Source organism: Enterovirga sp. CN4-39 (assembly GCF_049446235.1).
Taxonomy (GTDB): Bacteria; Pseudomonadota; Alphaproteobacteria; order Rhizobiales; family Beijerinckiaceae; genus Enterovirga.
On record NZ_JBMSEF010000004.1, the window covers coordinates 257,919 to 276,673 of the forward strand.

Genomic DNA, 18,755 nt, shown 5'->3' on the forward strand with positions numbered 1-18,755 from the left:
CTCGCGCGCCTCACCGCTGCCGGACCGGCGGCAGTTCCTGCCGCTGCGGCGTGACCTTCGCGCCGGGACGGACGCGCTGGAGGCCATTGATGACGATCGTCTCGTCACCCGTCAGGCCGCTCCGGACCAAGCGGTAGCCATCGATCTTCGGACCCGGCCGGATGACCTTGGCCGAAACCGTCCCGTCATCCGCCACGACCCAGACGATCCGGCGATCCTGGTCCGCCGAGATCGCCTCGTCCGGGATCAGCACGCCACGATGGGGCGGCGAGCCGGTGACCGCGATGGTCCCGAAGAGGCCGGGCACGAGGAAGAGGTCCTTGTTGTCCACCACAGCGCGGAGCCGGATCGTCCCGCTCGCTGCATCCACGCGGTTGTCGATGAAGTCGATGCGGGCGGGACGCTTGGCCTCGCGCTCGTCCGTCAGGCCGACGCGGGCATCGTCGGTCACCGCGCGCCCCTCTCCCTTCGCTTCCTCCTTGAGGCGCGAATAGGCCAGGAACGAGCGCTCATCGACGTCGAAGTAGAAGTAGATGGGGTCGAGCGAGACGATGGTCGTGAGAAGCGTCTCGTTGGCGTTGACGAGGTTCCCCTCCGTCACGAGCTTGCGCCCGATCCGCCCCGAGATCGGAGCGCGGATGTCCGTGAAGTCGTAGTTCAGCTGCGCGTTGCGGAGGGCCGCCTCGGCATTGTCCAGGTCGGCGCGCGCCGTGATGAAGGCCTGCCGGCGCTGGTCGACCAACTGCTCGGCGATGTTGCCCGTCCGCTGGAGCGACTGGGCGCGATCCAGGTCAGCCTGGGCGAAATTGAGCCGCGCCTGCGCCGACGCGACGCTCGCCTGCGCCTGATCGAGCGCCGCCTTGTATGGCCGGCGATCGATCACGACGAGCGGATCGCCCTTCTTGACGAGGGCGCCGTCCTTGAAGGCTACGCTGTCCAGATAGCCGGAGACCCGGGCCCGAACCTCGACGAAATCCGTCGCCTCGAACCGGCCGGTGTAGTCGTCATACTCGACGACGTCCTTCACCACGGGCTTCGCGACCGTGACCGGCGGCGGCGGACCGCCCGGCATCTGCGCCTGGGCAGCGACAACGCCCACGAGCCAGGCAGCCGCAGCCACCGCTCCCAGAAAAACCCTCATAAAAATTCTCCGCGACCCAGCGGCTCGTCTGAGCAATCCCTGGGACTCGCCTGTTTCAGAATTCAGCTGTCGCCGGCTGCAACCGGCAGGCCCGCGCTGATCCAACCCTTGAACCCGCCCGGATAATGCTCGGACCAGTCGAGTCCCGCCGCGTGGCAATACCCGATGGCAGTCCTGGATCGCACGCCCGCCGCGCAGGAGAAAACCACCCTGCCCTCCTTCGGCAAGCTCTGCACGTCGAAACGTGACAGCGGCATGGAGACCGAGCCTGGAATGTGGCCTGCCGCGAATTCGTGTGGCTCGCGCACGTCCACGAGGGTGATCGAGCCGTCCTGGAGTCCAGCCTCGACCTCGTCCAGGCCGACATCGCGAATGGCGTCACCCACGTGGAAACCTTCCGACTAGGCGGGATCCGGATTCCCGCAATGCGCTGCAACATTACTCGAGAGCGTTGGGCAACATTCTTGGCCTGTCCGGATGTGCGCTGGCGCACATTCCAGGGGATTGTCGGTCCCCGCCCCGGCACATGGTTAGCACGGTTCGCGCGCGCCGGCTGCCAGAAGCACTCGGCTCGGAGCGGGCGTGGGGATGAGTGCTGGCTCGGATCTCCGCTCAGTCCGCCCTCTTCGACTCCACATTCCTGGATAGGTCAGCCGTCGTCATCGCGTGCAGGGCCTCGCGGAGAGCCGTCGGCTGGATCGCCAGCGGCCCGTCGAAGGGCCGCTCCTTCGCGGCGACCAGCCCAAGCGCGACGATCGCGGCAGCCGAGAACACGACAAGGGCCGCGGCCTGCGATCCGGCGCGGTCGAGGTGCACGAGGGCCAGGGCAACCTGCGTGAGGCAGGCGAGCACGAGGACCGTCCACCACTTCGGGTGGTCGGTATGCTGCTCGCTGACGGCCAGGCGATCACTGCGCGCGGCCCTCACGCGGAGCGCCTGGTCGAGCAGCGTCGCATGCGCGATCGGTCCGACATCGCTTGTGACCTGGGGGGCGGCCAACTCGCGGAGGAGTTCCTGCAGGGCGGCACTCGCCTTTGCGGACGCCTTGCCATCCAGCATGAGGGGCCATTCCTCGTTAACCACCGCATCGAGATAGGCCCGGGAGGCGGCCCGGACGCTCGCCATGTCCGAGGCGGCCGCAAAGCTCAGGTCCTGGATCGCTACCAGCGCATCGCGTTCAGCGAGGATCGAGCGGGCGGCCTGCCGGTTCCGCTCCCAGGCGTCGTTGGCAAGGAAGCCCGTCAGGAGTGCAAACAGGATCGCGATCGCGCCGAAGAACGGCGGCACCACCCCCGACAGGGCAGCCACCCTCCCCCGGACCAGCGGACCGTGTGTCACGGCGAAGATCGCGAACCCCGTCGCCGCGAACAGGGCGGCAAGGGCCGCGAGGATTAGCCAGACTGGCTGATCGAGCCAGAGTTCGATGAGCATGCCGGTCGCCCCCGGCTCCCCATTGGAACGCGGCGGCTTAAGACCGGCTTACTTCAACTTTCGAGTGCAGGCCCTCACGCAGGAGAGCGGCCTGGTCCGCCCCTCCCCGGCCGGGAGGCGGCGGACGCATGTGTTCATTGCGCCGCGGTTGACGTCGCCTCGACCCTGGTGACGGGCGGCGGGCTCCACTTCCCGGTCAGGGCCTCCGAGCGCGGAGCATAGAGCCTCATGAGGAGGTTGAACGGCCCCTTTGGGGCCGGGAGCCAGTTGGCGTTCTTGTCCTGGCCTGGGCTTTGGTTCTGGACATAAAGGCTGAGCGACCCGTCGGCATTGAGTTTCAGTGGCATCCAACTGCTCAGCGCAAACCTGTTGAGGCTGTTCGGAACCTGGAAGCCTTCCGAGTCGTAGAGCGTCACCGACCAGAAGGCCTCCGCCGGCGGCGCCGCGCCCTTGTCGAATTGGATCATGTACCTGTTGGCGCCATCGAGCGGCTTTCCGTCCCCATCCGCGAGGTTCAGCGGATAGATCGCGTCTTCCGGCAGGTTGGCTCCCAATCCGACCTGCGCGACGATCGCGCGCTTCAGATAGTAGTTTCCGTAGACGCCCATCGTGTCGGTGTTCATCGACCAGCCGTTCACCACGCCGGCGAGCGTCCTGACCTTCCAGCCCATCAGTTCCTGTCCGTTGGCCGGAGCGGCCTCGAGGGCGGCCCTGACCACAGGCTCCGCCTTCTCGCTGTCGAAGCTGCGGCCCGCCTCGATGCCGATCCGCCTCAAGCGATCGAGGACCGGCTGCTCCGTCAGGTGCGGCCCGTTCACTTTCAGAAGTTCCGCCGCGTAGCGGAAGAAGGCGCCGGCCGGCATGCTATCGACCTGCTCCTTCGGAGGGGTCGTCATGTCGACGCCGGGGTCGATCCTGGCGACCGGAGCCCGGGGGTTCTTCCCCCACTCGGACAGCGGGGTGACCTTGAACCCTGCCTGGATCTTGTGAACCGCCTCGTAGTCGGCCGGGCCGTCGGTCCGCGTCCGCCCGATGATCCAGACATGGGGGGTGGGAGCCTCGAAACGCTGCGTTCCGGCAGGCAGCCGGAACTCCTCAACGAACCTGTCGCGGAGGTCGGGACGCCATCCCCGCGGTGTGATCAGGAAGTCGCCGGCCTGCGTCCCCGTGGTGCGCCAGCCGGGCGAGGCGAACACGTCCGTCCACATGTCCAGCATCGGCAGGAGATAGTAGCGGCCGCCGGTATCGGGAACGGACACCACCATGGGTTCTGCGGTGAGATCGAGGAAGGCCGAGGAATAGAGAGTGTCGAAGTTGATGCGGACGCCCCCCCTGTCGGTGGCAGGCGGGTAGGCGGGCACGTTGTTGAACATGTTGGCCGGACCGCGGCCCGGAATCTTGCCAGGCTCGACATTCGTGAACTGCCTGCGCGTCACGTCCATGCTGACGAGCGGATAGAAGTAGACATAGGCCTCGGTGGCGATGTCCCGAGCCTCCTGCTCGGTGATGGCCGCCGCGCTGGTGACGCCTGCTCCGCTGCCTAGCCCGCCCGCCAATGCGAGCGCGGCGAAGAACCTGAAACGACGAGCGGTATGCGTGGGCATGGCCGGTACTCCGGGCGACCTCGCAGGCCGGGGAGGCCGGAGGAGACAGCCCGAATTGGACCGGCCGTGCCCGAGCGGTGCTTGACCGAAGAAGACAGCGGCGATGCCGGGGCAAGCCCCGGCCTGCGGGACCGACCTCGGCGCTCTCCCCGCCCCTTCAGCCCGCTTTGGCGCTCAGCCGAATGTGTTCGTCTTCGGAAAGCCCTTTGGCGGAAGGCGGCCGGCCTCTGCACGGTTGCCGATCCAGTCGCGCAACTCGGCGGCCGGGACCGTCCAGGTCCGGCCGGAGGTGTCCTTCCAGGTGAGGCCGTTCTCGAGCGTGAACACCTTGGCGTCGGACACGCCACCGTCCTTGTAGCGCTGGAGGCGGACGCCCTTGCCGCGGGTCATCTCGGGCAGCTGCGAGACCGGGAAGACAAGGAGCTTCCGGTTCGCGCCCACGATCGCGACATGGTCGCCCACGACCTCGACCGCCACCAGCGCGCGCTCCTTGGCATCGACCCCGAGCACGTTGCGCCCCTTGCGGGTATTCGCCACGAGGTCGTCGGCGGACGCGACGAAACCGCGCCCGTCGGACGCAACGAGCAGGAGCTTCGAGCCAGGCTTGAACGCGAAGGCCGTCACGACGTCCGTGCCGTCGTCGAGATCCGCCATCAGGCGGATCGGGTCGCCGAACCCGCGTCCGCCCGGGAGCTTGGAGGCTTCGAGCGTGTAGAACTTCCCGTTCGTCGCCATGACCAGGATCTTGGAGGTGGTCTCGGCGAAGAACGACGTCTTGAGCGTGTCGTCGCCCTTGAACTGGACGCCGGACAGGTCGGCGACGTGCCCCTTCATGGCGCGGATCCAGCCCTTCTCGGACACGATCACGGTCACCGGCTCGCGCTCGACCATGGCCTCGGCGAAGTCGATGTCACCGAGGTCCGGCGCATCCGCGAAGGTGGTGCGGCGCCTGCCCAGCGGCGTCTCCGGCCCGTAGGCCTTGCGGGTGGCGCGGATTTCCCACGCGACGGTCTTCCACTGCTTGGCGTCGGAGGCCAGCAGTTCCTCGATCTCACCCTTCTCGTTCGTGAGCTGGTCCAGCTCGGTCTTCAGCCCCTCCTCCTCGAGCTTCCGGAGGGCGCGCAGCCGCGTATCGAGGATCGCATTAGCCTGAACCTCGGTCAGGCCGAAGAAGCGCATCAGCTCGGCCTTGGGATCATCGTCCTCGCGGATGATCTTGATGACCTTGTCGAGGTCCAGGAAGATGATGAGCAGGCCGCGCAGAATCTCCAGGCGCCTGTCGATCGCGGCGAGCCTGTGCTTCGAGCGCCGGACCAGGACCTCCCGGCGGTGGTCGATCCACTCGCGCAGGCATTCGACGAGGCCGAGCACCTTCGGCACCTTGCCGCCGGACAGCACGTTCACGTTGAGCGGCACGCGCGCTTCGAGCTCGGTGAGCCGGAAGAGCGACTCCATCAGCACGGTCGGGTCGACGGTGCGGGAGCGCGGCTCCAGCACGACGCGGATGTCCTCCGCAGACTCGTCCCGGACATCCGCCAGCAGAGGCAGCTTCCGCTCGTTCACGAGTTCGGCGATCTTCTCGATCAGCCGCGACTTCGGCACGCCGTAGGGGATTTCGGTCACCACGGCAGCCCAGGTGCCGCGGCCCGTATCTTCCTTCGTCCAGCGCGCCCGCACGCGGAACGAGCCGCGGCCCGTGCGGTAGGCCTCCTCGATCGCGTCTCGCTTATCGACGACGATGCCGCCGGTCGGGAAGTCGGGACCCTGCACGAGCTGGCAGAGGTCGGTCGAGGTCGCCTTCGGGTGGCTGATCAGGTAGAGCGCCGCGTCGCAGAGCTCGGCCGCGTTGTGGGGCGGGATCGAGGTCGCCATGCCGACCGCGATGCCCTGCGCACCGTTCGCGAGCAGGTTGGGGAAGGCGGCCGGGAGCACGGATGGCTCCTCGGTGGTGCCGTCGTAGTTGGGCCGGAAATCAATCGCGTCCTCGTCGATGCCTTCCAGCAGCCGGCGCGCGACATCCGTCATGCGCGCTTCGGTGTACCGGTAGGCGGCCGCGCTATCGCCGTCGATGTTGCCGAAATTGCCCTGGCCGTCGACGAGCGGGTAGCGGGACGAGAAGTCCTGCGCGAGCCGGACCAGGGCGTCGTAGATCGCCTGGTCGCCATGCGGATGGAACGAGCCCATCACGTCGCCGACGATCTTCGCGCATTTCTTGAACGGCCCGCCCGGGTTCAGCCGCAGCAGGTTCATGCCGTGCAGGATCCGGCGATGGACCGGTTTCAGCCCGTCGCGCGCATCGGGAAGCGCACGGTGCATGATGGTCGAGAGCGCATAGGCGAGATAGCGCTCCTCGAGCGCGTCGCGCAGATTGACGATCTCGACGCCGTCATTATCCGGCGGGTCGACGGGTTTGTTCATGCTCTGTCTCGGACCGAATCAGTACGCAGGTCGGAGGCGACCATACCCGATCCGGGTTTGTTCTGGGTTGCGAGCGAAGCTTGCGCGACAAATCGCGCCCGCTCGTCCGGCGCCGTGCGTCCCTGAGGGCTCCACACATGGGCATCCAGGAAGAAGGCGGTCAGGCGGAACCCGGCCGCGATCTCGGCCTCATCGGGATGCGGGAGTTCCGCCTCCCCCCGCAAGAAGCCGGGCAGTGGAAGCAGGCGGTCACGGTAGGGCGCGCCGGCAGCCCGGCTCACGGCCCGCCCGCTTTTCGGGGAGACATAGGCGAGATCGTCCGCCTGCCCGGTCGCTGCGCAGGTCGCGAGGTCCAGCCCGTAGCCGAGTTCCGCGAGCAGCATCAGCTCGAAGCGGATGAACAGCGCCGGCGCGAGGCTCGCCTCGTCGAGGTGGTCGAGGAGAAAGAGCGCCGCCGCATAGAGGCCCGGATGCGGGTCCCGTTCCGGCAGGAGCCGCAGGTGAAGCGCGAGTGTGCCGACGCCGTAGAGCGCCATTGGTGAACCGAGCAGCCGGGCGGAGCGCAGCGTCTCGGGCTCGACCGAGTAGTGCCCGATATGCTCGTCGAGACGCGCCCGCCAGGTCGCCGCGACGGTGTTTCCCGCCTGGAGCACCGGCGCCATCCGCCGCGAGCGCCCGCCATGGACGAGGCCCGCATGGCGGCCGTGCTCCCGCGTCATCAACTCCAGGATGACGCTCGATTCGCCATGGCTGCGGGCGCCCAGCACGATGCCCTCGTCAGACCAGTGCACGGCCCGACATCCTCCTTCGCCCGCGAGACAGGCTTCGTGCCGCCTGTTAGCAGAAACCGACCCAACTTGAGAGCCGAGCCATGCTGTCCGACCGGATCGAGAACAAGTGGATCGAGGCGTTCTGCGAGCTCTTCCTCCGCTGCCGCGTGGGGCAAGGCGACGCGGTCGCGATCCTCTCGGAGACGGGTTCCCGCCAGCTCAACGTCCACCTCGCCGAGCTCGCCTTGCTGCGGCTCGGGGCGAAGCCCTTCCACCTCGTCGTGCCCACCGCCCGCAACCCGCACCCGGTCCCAGTCCGGTCCACCGGCGCGAGCGAGGCGATCGGCGGCTCCCGGCCGGTGATCGAGGCCTGCAAGGCCGCCGGGTTCGTGGTCGACCTGACCCTCGAGGGATTGATGCACGCGCCCGAGACGGCCGAGATCCTGAAATCCGGCGCCCGCATCCAGGTGATCTCCAACGAGCATCCGGAGGCGCTGGAGCGCTTTCGCCCGGACGATGCGCTGGAGACGCGCGTTCGGGCTGCCGCGAAGCGGCTCCGGTCCGCGAAGGTCATGCGCGTCACCTCCGCGGCCGGTAGCGATCTCACGGCCCGCATGGAAGGCGCCGCGACCGTGGGGGTCTGGGGCTGGACGGACCGGCCCGGCACCCTCGCCCATTGGCCGGGCGGCATCGTCGTCTCCTTCCCGAAGAGCGGGAGCGTCGACGGCACGCTGGTACTCGCCCCGGGCGACATGAACCTGACCTTCAAGCGCTATATCGAGAGCCCCATTCGCCTCACGCTGGAGGCGGATTACGTCACCGCGATCGAAGGGACCGGTCCGGACGCGATGATGATGCGCCGCTACCTGGAGGCCTGGGGCGACCGCGAGGCCTATGCCGTCAGCCATGTCGGCTTCGGGCTGAACGAGAACGCCCGCTACGAGGCGCTGGCCATGTACGACCGCCGGGACACGAACGGCACCGAACTCCGCGCCGTGGCCGGCAACTTCCTGTTCTCGACCGGCGCCAACGAATTCGCCGGCAGGCACACGGCCGGCCATTTCGACCTGCCCATGATGGGCACGACGATCGAGTTCGACGGCGAGGTCGTCATACGGGACGGGATCGTGCAGGAGGTCTTCGGCTGACGACTGCATCTATCTTGCGATGGCAACGGGCTCGGACATGACGCTCATCACGTCCGACCAGCGCCAATTCGAGAGCGCCGCAACGCTCAGATCGAAGCGTGGCTCCTCCGACGCTCAGGCAGCGGAACGGATCCTCGCGGCCCGCTCTGCCTGCAGGCGCAGGTTGGACGTCACGCTCTCTCCCGTAGCGATCACCGAGCGCGACTTGCCGCGAGATTTCGCCTCGTAGAGCGCCGCGTCTGCGGCCGCGATCAGCCCGTCGAAATCGGAGGCATGTTCAGGCGCGAAGGCGATACCGACGCTCACGCCGACGCGGGCCGTGTGCCCGTCGTCGAGGCGATAAGGACGCCCCCCGATCTCGGCGATCAGACGGTCTCCCAGCTTCAGGACGGCCATGCGGTCTTGCCCGTCCGCGATGACCACGAACTCGTCCCCACCAAGTCGCGCGGCCGTGTCGGCCGTGTCGAGCACGCCGCTGAGCCGATCGGCCACGAGACAGAGAAGCCGGTCTCCGGCGAGGTGCCCGAAGCTGTCGTTCACGCTCTTGAACCCATCCAGGTCGAGATAGAGCAGCGCCAGCGGCCGGGGCGTCGCCCCGTCGCCCATACCCCGGTCCTCAAGGATGCGCGCGAGCCCCGCCCGGTTTGCGAGCCCCGTGAGATCGTCGTGCCGGGCGCGACGGTCGTTGTCCCGCTCCGCCTTCATGGTGGTGACGAGCAGACGGTTCAGCTTCCAGGAGGCGACGCCCATGCTGGCGAGATAGAACGGGATCTGGAACAGCGTCACGAGGAGGATCGGCTCGCCGGCAACGAGCGCGGCGAGGCAGCACGGCCCGAGGCTCAGGAAGATCATGGCGCAGGCGAGCCGCGGCGCGCCGAAATTGCGGAAGCAGATACCGCCCACCATGGCGGCGGCCGACAGGCACGCGAGCGTCGCCACGACCCAATCACCGCTCACGATGGAGATGAACGTGCCATAGCCCACGCTCGCCGCCCAAAGCAGCGCGAGCGCCATGTACCAATCCGTATAGGTCCGGCGCCCCTCCCGGACGGCTCGCTTCGCGTGAACCAGGATCGCAAGCCGCGCGCCGCAGATCGCCAGTTCCAGCGCGAGCCAGACGAGGAAAGGCGGGTGCGGCTGCCGCACGGCACAGAGAATGGCGACGAAAATCGTGTTGATGACGCCGCCCGCGAAGATGGGCAGCGTGCCGTACAGACTGCCGATCAGCGCGACCCGGATGTCCACGGGCACATCGCGACCCGCATGAGCGAGCCAAGCGGTGAGACGCCAGCGCGGCAGGCTGTATCCCTGAGCGCCGTCGTCAATCGCCATACCGTCCTCTCGATAGCGCTCCGAGAGGAGGCCTGTGTGCCCTGCTTATCGTCCCCGGAAGGTCACCGCTCCCTTAAGATGACATGGCGGGATCTCGGATTTTTGAGCAGGTCAGCCATGTCGGCGGGCGGCCGAGCCGTCTTCGCTAATGCGCGACGATCTCCGGCACCCGGTCCGCCGGGGGGGTGTTGCGGGAGCGGCCGATGCGCGGGATGCCGTCGATTACGACCATCCCGATCCCCGGCAGGTCGCCGAGTTGCACGCATTCGAGCAGGTCCTTGCCGGCCGAGTGCTGCGCCCGGTCGAGCAGCACGAAGTCGGCCGCGCGGCCGACCTCGATGATCCCGCAATCGAGCGAGCGCATGCGGGCCGTGTTGCCGGTGCCCAGGCAGAACGCGACCTCCGCCGGCAGATCGCCGAGCGAGGCCAACATCGAGATCATGCGCAGGATGCCGAGCGGCTGGACACCGGAGCCGGCCGGACCATCCGTCCCGAGGATGACGCGCTCGAGCTGGTCCATCTCGCGCGCCACGCGGAGCGTGTAGAGCGCCGCCCGCTCGTTGCCGTTGTGAACGAGCTCGAGCCCACGCCCGCAACCCTCGCAGATGCAACGGATTTCCCGATCCGGGAGCGCCGTGTGGCCGCCATTGATGTGACCGACGACATCCGTGTCGGCCTCCAGCACCACGCTGGAATCGATCAGCCCGGAGCCTGGGATCGAAGGCCCGCCCGTATGAATGGTCGACTGGATTCCATACTTGCGCGCCCAGGCAACCATCTTCCGCGCGGTCGGCCCGTCCTTGACGTTGCCGAGTCCCACCTCGCCCAGCAGCTTCACGCCTGCATCGGCGAGCTCCTTGAAGTCGCTTTCCTCCATGCCGGGCTCGATCACGGGCGCGCCGGCATGGATCTTCATTCCGCCCGGCCGGAAAGCCGTGAAGCAGCGCTGGGCGTAGATCGCCATGGCCTTCACGCCCACCGGGTCGCGCGGGCGGCCGGGCGTGTGCACCTCGCCGGCCGAGATCATCGTGGTCACGCCGCCATTCAGGGTCGAGTCGATCCAGTTCAGTTGGCTCTGACGCGGCGTCCAGTCGCCTGCGACCGGATGAACGTGGCTGTCGATCAGCCCGGGCGCGATCGGCGTGCCCTTGGCGTCGACGATCATCGTCGCGCCCTCCTGGTCCACGTCCTTGGAGCGGCCGATCGCCGTGATGCGCCCGCCCACCGATACGATGGTATCCGCATCGAGGATCGGACGGGTGATGTCGCCCGAGAGCATCAGGCCGATGTTGCGGATGACGGTCTTTGCGTTCGGATCGACCGTGGTCTGGGCGTCGTGGGCCATTGTTCACCGTCCGGATGCGATTATAAGCACCGCAGCATCACATATTGAGCGGCGGCGATTGTTAGTGTACTAACAATTTCCGTCGTGCAAAGCGGATCGCGTCGAACCTCGGCGCGTTCCGGTTGAGGATCAGCCGCCGGGAGGCGGCCTCGAACCCGGGTTTGCCAGCGCATGAGCAACTTCAACGAGGAACGCGTGCTCAGCGTCCACCACTGGACGGACACGCTGTTCAGCTTCAAGACCACCCGCGACCCGACCTTCCGTTTCCGGAACGGCGAGTTCACGATGATCGGGATCAAGGTCGACGAAAAGCCGCTCCTGCGCGCCTACAGCGTCGTGTCGGCGAATTACGAGGAGCACCTCGAGTTCTTCTCGATCAAGGTCCAGAACGGCCCACTGACGTCCAAGCTCCAGCACCTCAAGGTCGGGGATCCGATCATCGTCAGCCGGAAGCCGACCGGCACGCTCGTGCTCGACAACCTGCACCCGGGCCGAAACCTGTACCTCCTCGGTACAGGCACGGGGCTCGCGCCCTTCATGAGCATCATCAAGGACCCGGAGACCTACGAGCGCTACGAGAAGGTCGTCCTCCTGCACGGCTGCCGCCAGGTCGCCGAACTCGCTTATGGCGAGACCATCACGGAGGCGCTGCCGAGCGACGAGTTCGTGGGCGATCTCGTGCGCGAGAAGCTCGTCTACTACCCGACCGTAACGCGCGAGCCCTTCCGCAACCGCGGCCGGATCACGGATCTCATCACCTCCGGCAAGCTGTTCGAGGATACCGGCCTTGCGCCACTCGAGCGCGAGCATGACCGGGTGATGCTCTGCGGGAGCCCGCAGATGCTCGCCGACCTGAAGGTGCTGCTCACGGAGCGGGGCTTCGAGGAAGGCAATCACGGCGAGCCCGGTGACTACGTCATCGAGAAGGCGTTCGTGGAGAAGTGACGGACGGGGTCGACCTCCTTGCCGAGGAGCCGCTCTACCGGCTCGACGATCAGGTCGGCTTCATCCTCCGGCAGGTCCAGCAGCGGCACGCGCTGATCTTCGCCGGCGCGTTCGAGGATATGACGCCCACGCAATGGGCGGCGCTGGCGAAGCTTGCCGAGCGGCGCGAATGCTCGCAGAATCTCCTCGGTCGCCTCGTCTCGATGGACGTCGCGACCGTGAAGGGGGTCGTCGACCGGTTGATCCGGCGGGGGCTCGCCGAAACGAGCGCGGACCCGGATGATCGGCGGCGGATCGTGGTGCGGCTCACCCGAGCGGGAGAGGAATTCTACGAGCGAGGCGCCGCGAAGGCCCTGCAGGTCACGGACGAGACGCTGGAGCCCTTGACCGAGCGCGAGCGCGAGCAACTTCTCGGCCTCCTGCGTCGGATGCGCTAAACGGCTGCGACAAGCGCGCCGCGAGGCGGCGAGTTGTTTCGCCGCGAGTTCCGGCTAAGGGAACAGTTACGCACCGCGCCCTGACCGGGCTGCAGATGCCCCGGAGAAATATCGGATGCGTGGCTTGTGGCAGGCCATCCTGCAGATCTGGAAGCTTCTCTACCCGTATTTCGCGACGCGCGACGTCACGACGGTCCGACTCTGGCCCTTGCCGGCCTTCCAGGTCCAGGAGCGCTGGATCGCGCTCTCGCTGGCCTTCACGGTCATCGCGATCGAGTTCGGGCAGGTCGCCATCAATGTCCGGCTCTCCTACTTCAATCGCGACTGGTTCAACGCCATCCAGGCTAAGGATGCGGCGGCGTTCTGGACGCTGCTGCTAACGGTGTTCTGCTTCTGGGCGACGATCTTCATCGTCAGCGCCATCATCCAGTACGTCCTGCAATCCTACCTGTTGATCGGATGGCGCCGTTGGCTCACGGCCCGCTACACGCATCGCTGGCTGGAGAACCACACCCATTACCGGATGGGCCTTGCCGGCACTGGAGCGGACAACCCCGACCAGCGCATCCAGGAAGACGTCGACCGCTTCACCGAGCGCACCGCCTATCTGACGCTCTCGATCCTGTCGGCCGTCTCCAACCTGATCTCGTTCTCGATCATCCTGTGGACCATCTCGGCAGACTTCACGGTGCCCGGGACGAACTGGTACGTCCCCGGCTTCCTGGTCTGGGGAGCCCTGATCTACAGCGCGCTCGCAACCTGGCTGACGCACCTCATCGGCCGTCCGCTCATCCGGTTGAATTTCGAGCAGCAGCGCTACGAAGCGGATTTCCGCTTCTCGCTCGCCCGCCTGCGTGAATATGGCGAGCAGGTTGCGCTGCTCGGCGGCGAGCGGGCCGAACGCGACCGGCTAGGCTCCCGTTTCGCGAATGTGATCAACAACTTCCTGGCGATCGTCAGCCGGCGCAAGAAGCTCATCGCGTTCACGGCCAGCTACGGCCAGCTGAATGCCGTCATCCCTTACATCCTCGTCGCGCCCTACTACTTCGCGGGCCAGATCCAGCTCGGCGGGCTGACGCAGACGGCCGGCGCCTTCGGGCGCGTCGAGTCCACGATGTCGTTCTTCATCACGTTCTACACGACGATCGCGGACTACAAGGCGGTGGTCGACCGCCTCACCGGGTTCGACACGGCCATCTCCCGCACCGAAGCCGCAGGGGACACGCCGCTCAGGATCGGCCAGAGCGCCGACGGCACGATGGCGTTGGAGGACGTCACCCTCGCGCTTCCGGACGGGCGTCGAATCGTGAGCGCCGATGGGCTCGTCCTCCGCCCTGGCGAGAGCACGCTGCTCACGGGTCCGTCAGGGTCGGGGAAATCGACGCTGTTCCGGGCAATTGCGGGAATCTGGCCTCTCGGCGAGGGCGACATCGCCAAGCCGCAGGACGCCAAGATCATGCTGCTCCCGCAGCGGCCATACATCCCGGCCGGCACGCTCCGCGGCGCGCTCAGCTACCCAGCGTCCGAGGATGCGTATTCCGACGAGGACATGGTTTCGGCGCTCGAGGCGGTGCGGCTCGGGCAGTTCGCGGACCGGCTGGACGAGGACGGGGCCTGGAGCCAGACCCTCTCGCAAGGCGAGCAGCAGCGCATCGCGATCGCCCGCGCATTGCTGGCCAAGCCCGATTGGCTGTTCCTGGACGAGGCGACTGCCGCCTTGGACGAGGCGACCGAGGCCCTCGTCTATCGCGTGCTCGCGGTGCGCCTACCTGGCACGACCATCGTGTCCATCGGCCATCGTTCGACGCTGCTCGAGCACCACGATCGCAGAATCGACATGCAGCCGGGGTCGGACAAACTCTTCCGCCCTGGCGACGTCAAACTGGAGACCGCCCCGGCCTGACGCCGGGGCATGGAAGAGGTTCGTCTGACCGGAGGAGCGCTCAGCCGCCTTACAGGGAGCGCTCGAACTTGATCTCGCCGTTCGGCCCCTTGATCACGAGCGAGCCGACGACGGTTTCCCACTTGGCGGAGGTCCGCAGCGCCGTGAGGAACTGCATCTCGCTCGCCATCACGGACTTGTCGCAGTTGCGCTTGGTGAGCGCGAGCGGGCCGACCGCGATCCCCTGCTCGCGCAGCGGATAGGCCGTTGCGGAGAAGCTGTTGCAGCCGCCGAATCCGCGCACCCGGAACTGGTCGTCGAGCGTGAAGCTCGGACGTTCCGTCCCGGTGAACTGCTTGCCGTTCAGGCTGACCGCGATCCAAGACTGGCCGAGCGGGAAGCGTTTCTCTTCCTTCGGTGCCGGCCGCGCGCCCTGCTGCTGGTGCTGCTCCTGGTTCGTCCGCCGACCGAAGCCGGGGGTCTGCGCCAAAGCACCTGTGGCGACCACGAGGCTAAGCGCAGCCATCGCATAGCCAATCGAACGCATGCTCCTCCCCATCCAGACCTCACTCTGAGAAAATTAAAGCCTGCGCTCGGCCGAGACAACTTCGCGCGCTGTCGCGGCCTCTCCGTTGTTCAGTTTCCCAGCCGCCCGAAGAGCCTGTCCGCAAGCGGATTGGCCTGCTCGAAAACGTAGTCGAGAGCCCGCACCGTCACGTCCGAAGCCCCCGCCTGCATCAGCGCCTCCACGAACGGAAAGACCTTCGCGGCGGGACACCGGATCACGACCTCCTGCCCCGCGCCGGACCGACGCAACAGCGTTGCACCGAACCGCCCCGCCAGGCTCTCCGCCATCGCCTCGTCTCCGGCAAGGGCAGCGCGCACTTCTCTTGTGGTTCGCGCAAGCTCCTCGGCGGCAATGCGCGCCAGGACGCGGCTTGCGCTCCGTCGGGCCCGCTCGCTCCAGGGCGCGCCGACCGAGGCCATCAGGTTCGCTTCCGACCGCAGCATCGTGCCGTCCTCGACGACCTTGAGGCCGTTTGCCGCGAGCGTCGCCCCGGTCGTGGTGATATCGACGATGAGGTCTGCGACCCCCGAGGCGGGCGCCGCTTCCGTCGCGCCGAGGCTTTCGACGATGCGGTAATCGGCGATCCCGTGCTCGCCGAAGAAGCGCCGCGTCAGGTTCATGTACTTGGTCGCAACCCGCAGCCGGCGTCCGTGCCGGGAGCGCATGTCTGACGCGACCTCGTCGAGATCGGCCATCGTACGCACGTCGATCCAGGCCTGGGGCACCGCAACGACGACGTTCGCGTGCCCGAAGCCGAGGCCGGTCACGATCTCGACCGCCTCGTCCGCGTTCGGCACGGCCTCACGCAGGAGATCCTCGCCCGTGACGCCGAGATGCGCCGCGCCTGAGGCGAGTTGCGTGACCACCTCCCCCGCGGAGAGGAACAACACTTCGACATCCGGCATGCCGGCGAGGGTGCCGCGATAGTCGCGTGCCCCGCGCGTACGGGTGAGCGGAAGCCCTGCCCGCGCGAAAAAGGCCGAGGCGTTTTCCTGGAGGCGGCCCTTCGAGGGCACGGCCAGGACGAGAGGTCCGTCGCTCACCGCGCGCCTCCGCCGAGGCGGTCGAGCCAGAACGAGCAGCCGACCGCTGGCACGGGTGCGGGAGAGCCGAGTTGCTCCAGCAGCCGATCGTAGCGGCCGCCCCCGATCACGAAGCGCCCGGGCGGCGAGCCCGGCTCGCGCACCTCGAAGATGAAGCCCGTGTAGTAGTCCATGTTGCGCACGAAATCGGCCGCGAAGAGCGCGCCCTGGGCGGCGATCGCGGCCGCCTCCATCTTGGCGAGGCGTTCCTCATAGCGTGCGAGCGCAGGCTCGATGGCCAGCCCCTCCTCCGAGGCGAGGGTGCGGATCGCGCCGGGAGACGCTGCGAGATCGCATTGGATGCCGAGATAGCGTCGGAGCACGTCGCGGCTCGCGTCGGTCAGCCCGGCGGAACGGTTTGCGGCGCGGGATAGGAAGCGCTCCGCGATCTCGCCGGCCGAGCGGCCGCCCACCGCGGAAATGCCCGCAATGGAGATGACGTCCTCCACGAAAGCCTTCGCGGCTCTCGGGTCCTGCCCCTCGATCGCGGCGAGAAGCCCGTCGTAGTCGGACGCCGCCGGCCGGGGCTCTTCGGCCAGCGCCGTCTCGATTCCGCGTCCGGCTGCGAGATGGCGCACGAGACGCCTGCGCACCGGCGCGGGCACAGCGAGCGCGTCGAGCACCGCGTGCAGCAGGCCCATATCGCCCGTCATGATCTCGTAGCCGCGATTGCCGAAAAGCCCGAGCGCCTCCATGGCGTGCCCGAACACCGCGGCATCGGCAGCCGGCGCATCCATGCGCCCGATCGACTCGATGCCGGCCTGGACGAATTCGCTCGGCTCGCCGGCGCGCTGCCGGAAGACGGGTCCGAGATAGCAATACTCGCCAGTCGCCCGCCCCGACCGCACATGGTCCAGGCAGACGGGGATCGTGTGCTCAGGCCGAAGGCAGAACTCGCGCCCCTCCTCGTCCTGGGTGATGAAGAGCCGGCGGCGGATGTTCTCGCCGGACAGTTCCAGGAACAGCCCGGCCGGCTGCAGGATGGAGGTTTCGGCCAGAGCCGCGCCGTTCTTCGTGAACAGTGCGACGAGGTCGTCGTGAGTGGGGAGAGGAGGCGTCATGGTATCGAGGCCGTCCCGATAGCGGAGATCGGCCCCAAGAGCGACGTTTTTCCGCTCCCGCGGTCGCTCGCCCCGTCTTTCAGTACTTGATGGAGGTCCGGAGCCCGAGAACCACGGCGTCCTTCACGAGCCTGTCCGTCGCGGGATTCACGATGCCGCCGCCGGGCCGGCGGATATATTGGAAGTTCGGCTGCACGGTCCAGCCGGGAACGATCTGCGCCTGGTAGGTCACCTCGAGCAGGGCCTCGCTCGTCCGCACGGGCTGGAACGTGTCGGGATTGAAGAAGGCGAGATCGCGATCGTAGTCCCGGACCGCATCCGAGATTCGCGCATAGGCGACCGCGACGCCGATCGTGTCGTCCGGCCGACCTGGGATGAGGCCCTTATAGGTGAGGCCGCCATCGACATAGAAGCTGAGCAGGTTCCGGTCGCCGGGTGCGCCGAGAAGGCGCGCGAACATGCCCAGCCCGCCATCTTCCGTGTCGGGAGCCCGGTAGAGGAGTTGGTCGACAATCAGGTAGCCGCCGGCATTGCCGGGCAGCCGGCGCCCGATGCCGGAGCTTGCCGGATTGGCCAGGAGCAGGGCCGGTGCCTCAGGCGTCGGCTGCGCGAAGCGCAGGTCGTTGAAGCGCCCGAGATGGCCCCAGGCGCCGAGCTTCGCATTGCCCGGCAGCTTCGCGTCGGCGGTTCCGAGGTCGTACTTGTAGCTCAGTTCCGCCATGATCAGCGCGGGGTCGCGCAACCTGAACTCGAGATTGCTCGGGTCGTCGCGTTGCGGGTCGGTGGCGCGCATCCCGGCCGGGGCCCCGTTGAAGACGCCGACCATCGCGGACCAGGTTTCGTCCGCCGAATATTTCACCCGTATGCCGGGTGTCGCGAGCGGATAGGCCGGGCCGCCATTCGGCAGGTCGTTGCCGAGAAGCCCCGGAAAGCCGAACGTGGAGTTGACGAAAAGCCCGGCGTATTCGCTGACGACGAATTCCGTGTCGGCTGCCAGTTGCCCCACGCGGACGGACAGCTTGTCCCCCACGAGCTTCTGCTCGATCCAAAGCTCGTCGAGCCGGGTGGAGGCCAGCGCCTCGATGCTGCTGACCGTCAGCAGATTGCCGATGTAGTTGCTCGACAGCCCGCGCCCGTGGATCTGGAAGAAATTCGTGTGGAAACTCGCGCCCGTCCAGCCGAAGGCACGGTCGAGGTAGATGTCGAGCTGCCCGTCCAGCCGGCCCTGGTAGACCGCCCCCTGCCGCAATCCCCCGGACACGTTGCCGAGGACCTCGCCGATATAGGTGAAGCTGAAGGTGACGCCGCGCTGCGCGAGCGCCGCGCGAACTCCCGCGGGATCGCCGGCCGGCCCGAGGGAACTCTGGATCGACTCGGATGACGCCCCTTCGGAGGGCTGGTCCGACGTTGCCGACTGACCGGGAACGCGGGCACCGCCCGCATCATCCTGCGCTGAAGCCGACCACGCGGCCGACAGAAGCAAGGCGACAGCCGGAACAAGGGCAACCCGGACCTTCATGCCGGCCTCCGCGCGATTGCAGCACGAGTATCGCGGGAGGCTATGGGCGCAAATAGCGGCCGAAGCTGCGGT

At 67.5% G+C, this 18,755-nt stretch carries 16 protein-coding genes; 4 read left to right on the forward strand and 12 right to left on the reverse strand.

The genetic code is table 11. The annotated features are described in order from the left end of the window. Positions 1 to 10: 10 nt before the first annotated feature. The 6 genes from ACO2SS_RS09705 to recO form a co-directional block, all read right to left on the reverse strand. Complete coding sequence (locus ACO2SS_RS09705) at positions 11 to 1,141, reverse strand: efflux RND transporter periplasmic adaptor subunit (RefSeq protein WP_423277430.1); 1,131 nt, start codon at positions 1,139 to 1,141, stop codon at positions 11 to 13. A 62-nt stretch (positions 1,142 to 1,203) separates the two neighbouring features. Next, positions 1,204 to 1,527, reverse strand: coding sequence for a rhodanese-like domain-containing protein (locus ACO2SS_RS09710; protein ID WP_423277431.1), 324 nt, complete (start codon positions 1,525 to 1,527; stop codon positions 1,204 to 1,206). Positions 1,528 to 1,753: 226 nt separating this feature from the next. After that, a complete protein-coding gene (locus tag ACO2SS_RS09715; RefSeq protein ID WP_423277432.1) occupies positions 1,754 to 2,572 on the reverse strand; it encodes a hypothetical protein in 819 nt (272 codons plus the stop codon). A 134-nt stretch (positions 2,573 to 2,706) separates the two neighbouring features. Beyond that, positions 2,707 to 4,176 carry a DUF1254 domain-containing protein gene (locus ACO2SS_RS09720; RefSeq protein WP_423277433.1) on the reverse strand — a complete coding sequence of 490 codons (1,470 nt, stop codon included), beginning with the start codon at positions 4,174 to 4,176 and terminating at the stop codon, positions 2,707 to 2,709. A gap of 174 nt (positions 4,177 to 4,350) precedes the next feature. Then, complete coding sequence (gene parC / locus ACO2SS_RS09725; protein WP_423277434.1) at positions 4,351 to 6,594, reverse strand: DNA topoisomerase IV subunit A; 2,244 nt, start codon at positions 6,592 to 6,594, stop codon at positions 4,351 to 4,353. Beyond that, positions 6,591 to 7,385, reverse strand: a complete 795-nt coding sequence (gene recO / locus ACO2SS_RS09730) for a DNA repair protein RecO (protein WP_423277435.1) — start codon at positions 7,383 to 7,385, stop codon at positions 6,591 to 6,593. The genes parC and recO overlap by 4 nt, the downstream gene beginning before the upstream one ends. Positions 7,386 to 7,465: 80 nt before the next feature. On the opposite strand from recO, the gene ACO2SS_RS09735 reads away from it, so the two are divergent. Continuing rightward, the gene (locus tag ACO2SS_RS09735) at positions 7,466 to 8,512 is read left to right on the forward strand and encodes a peptidase M29 (protein WP_423277436.1); all 1,047 of its coding nucleotides are present in this window, start codon (positions 7,466 to 7,468) and stop codon (positions 8,510 to 8,512) included. 114 nt (positions 8,513 to 8,626) lie between these two features. Here the strand turns inward: ACO2SS_RS09735 and ACO2SS_RS09740 are convergent, their stop codons facing one another. Both ACO2SS_RS09740 and ACO2SS_RS09745 read right to left on the reverse strand, forming a co-directional pair. Then, positions 8,627 to 9,844, reverse strand: a complete 1,218-nt coding sequence (locus tag ACO2SS_RS09740; protein ID WP_423277437.1) for a diguanylate cyclase — start codon at positions 9,842 to 9,844, stop codon at positions 8,627 to 8,629. Between the two features lie 145 nt (positions 9,845 to 9,989). Next, positions 9,990 to 11,189 carry an Enamidase gene (locus ACO2SS_RS09745; protein ID WP_423277438.1) on the reverse strand — a complete coding sequence of 400 codons (1,200 nt, stop codon included), beginning with the start codon at positions 11,187 to 11,189 and terminating at the stop codon, positions 9,990 to 9,992. A gap of 171 nt (positions 11,190 to 11,360) precedes the next feature. On the opposite strand from ACO2SS_RS09745, the gene ACO2SS_RS09750 reads away from it, so the two are divergent. The 3 genes from ACO2SS_RS09750 (at position 11,361) to ACO2SS_RS09760 (ending at position 14,474) form a co-directional block, all read left to right on the forward strand. Next, positions 11,361 to 12,134, forward strand: coding sequence for a ferredoxin--NADP reductase (locus ACO2SS_RS09750; protein WP_423277439.1), 774 nt, complete (start codon positions 11,361 to 11,363; stop codon positions 12,132 to 12,134). After that, positions 12,131 to 12,571: a MarR family winged helix-turn-helix transcriptional regulator gene (locus ACO2SS_RS09755; protein WP_423277440.1), complete on the forward strand. Its 441-nt coding sequence runs from the start codon at positions 12,131 to 12,133 to the stop codon at positions 12,569 to 12,571. Before ACO2SS_RS09750 ends, ACO2SS_RS09755 begins: the two co-directional genes overlap by 4 nt. A 115-nt stretch (positions 12,572 to 12,686) precedes the next feature. Continuing rightward, positions 12,687 to 14,474, forward strand: a complete 1,788-nt coding sequence (locus tag ACO2SS_RS09760) for an ABC transporter ATP-binding protein/permease (protein ID WP_423277441.1) — start codon at positions 12,687 to 12,689, stop codon at positions 14,472 to 14,474. Between the two features lie 49 nt (positions 14,475 to 14,523). Here the strand turns inward: ACO2SS_RS09760 and ACO2SS_RS09765 are convergent, their stop codons facing one another. The 4 genes from ACO2SS_RS09765 to ACO2SS_RS09780 all read right to left on the reverse strand — a co-directional run bounded on the left by ACO2SS_RS09765 (position 14,524) and on the right by ACO2SS_RS09780 (position 18,683). After that, the gene (locus ACO2SS_RS09765; RefSeq protein WP_423277442.1) at positions 14,524 to 14,979 is read right to left on the reverse strand and encodes an META domain-containing protein; all 456 of its coding nucleotides are present in this window, start codon (positions 14,977 to 14,979) and stop codon (positions 14,524 to 14,526) included. Positions 14,980 to 15,089: 110 nt separating this feature from the next. Then, complete coding sequence (hisG, locus tag ACO2SS_RS09770; RefSeq protein ID WP_423277443.1) at positions 15,090 to 16,064, reverse strand: ATP phosphoribosyltransferase; 975 nt, start codon at positions 16,062 to 16,064, stop codon at positions 15,090 to 15,092. Beyond that, positions 16,061 to 17,164 carry an ATP phosphoribosyltransferase regulatory subunit gene (locus ACO2SS_RS09775; RefSeq protein ID WP_423277444.1) on the reverse strand — a complete coding sequence of 368 codons (1,104 nt, stop codon included), beginning with the start codon at positions 17,162 to 17,164 and terminating at the stop codon, positions 16,061 to 16,063. The genes hisG and ACO2SS_RS09775 overlap by 4 nt, the downstream gene beginning before the upstream one ends. Before the next feature lie 79 nt (positions 17,165 to 17,243). Continuing rightward, on the reverse strand, positions 17,244 to 18,683 hold the full coding sequence (locus ACO2SS_RS09780; protein WP_423277445.1) for a carbohydrate porin: 1,440 nt from the start codon (positions 18,681 to 18,683) through the stop codon (positions 17,244 to 17,246). Positions 18,684 to 18,755: the final 72 nt, after the last annotated feature.

Bases quoted from the DNA above. Each gene is read 5' to 3' on its own strand.
- ACO2SS_RS09720 (WP_423277433.1), bottom strand. From the start codon at position 4,176: ATGCCCACGCATACCGCTCGTCGTTTCAGGTTCTTCGCCGCGCTCGCA.
- ACO2SS_RS09745 (WP_423277438.1), bottom strand. From the start codon at position 11,189: ATGGCCCACGACGCCCAGACCACGGTCGATCCGAACGCAAAGACCGTC.
- ACO2SS_RS09775 (WP_423277444.1), bottom strand. From the start codon at position 17,164: ATGACGCCTCCTCTCCCCACTCACGACGACCTCGTCGCACTGTTCACG.
- ACO2SS_RS09765 (WP_423277442.1), bottom strand. From the start codon at position 14,979: ATGGCTGCGCTTAGCCTCGTGGTCGCCACAGGTGCTTTGGCGCAGACC.
- ACO2SS_RS09780 (WP_423277445.1), bottom strand. From the start codon at position 18,683: ATGAAGGTCCGGGTTGCCCTTGTTCCGGCTGTCGCCTTGCTTCTGTCG.
- ACO2SS_RS09735 (WP_423277436.1), top strand. From the start codon at position 7,466: ATGCTGTCCGACCGGATCGAGAACAAGTGGATCGAGGCGTTCTGCGAG.
- ACO2SS_RS09705 (WP_423277430.1), bottom strand. From the start codon at position 1,141: ATGAGGGTTTTTCTGGGAGCGGTGGCTGCGGCTGCCTGGCTCGTGGGC.
- ACO2SS_RS09760 (WP_423277441.1), top strand. From the start codon at position 12,687: ATGCGTGGCTTGTGGCAGGCCATCCTGCAGATCTGGAAGCTTCTCTAC.
- ACO2SS_RS09715 (WP_423277432.1), bottom strand. From the start codon at position 2,572: ATGCTCATCGAACTCTGGCTCGATCAGCCAGTCTGGCTAATCCTCGCG.
- ACO2SS_RS09750 (WP_423277439.1), top strand. From the start codon at position 11,361: ATGAGCAACTTCAACGAGGAACGCGTGCTCAGCGTCCACCACTGGACG.
- parC (WP_423277434.1), bottom strand. From the start codon at position 6,594: ATGAACAAACCCGTCGACCCGCCGGATAATGACGGCGTCGAGATCGTC.
- ACO2SS_RS09740 (WP_423277437.1), bottom strand. From the start codon at position 9,844: ATGGCGATTGACGACGGCGCTCAGGGATACAGCCTGCCGCGCTGGCGT.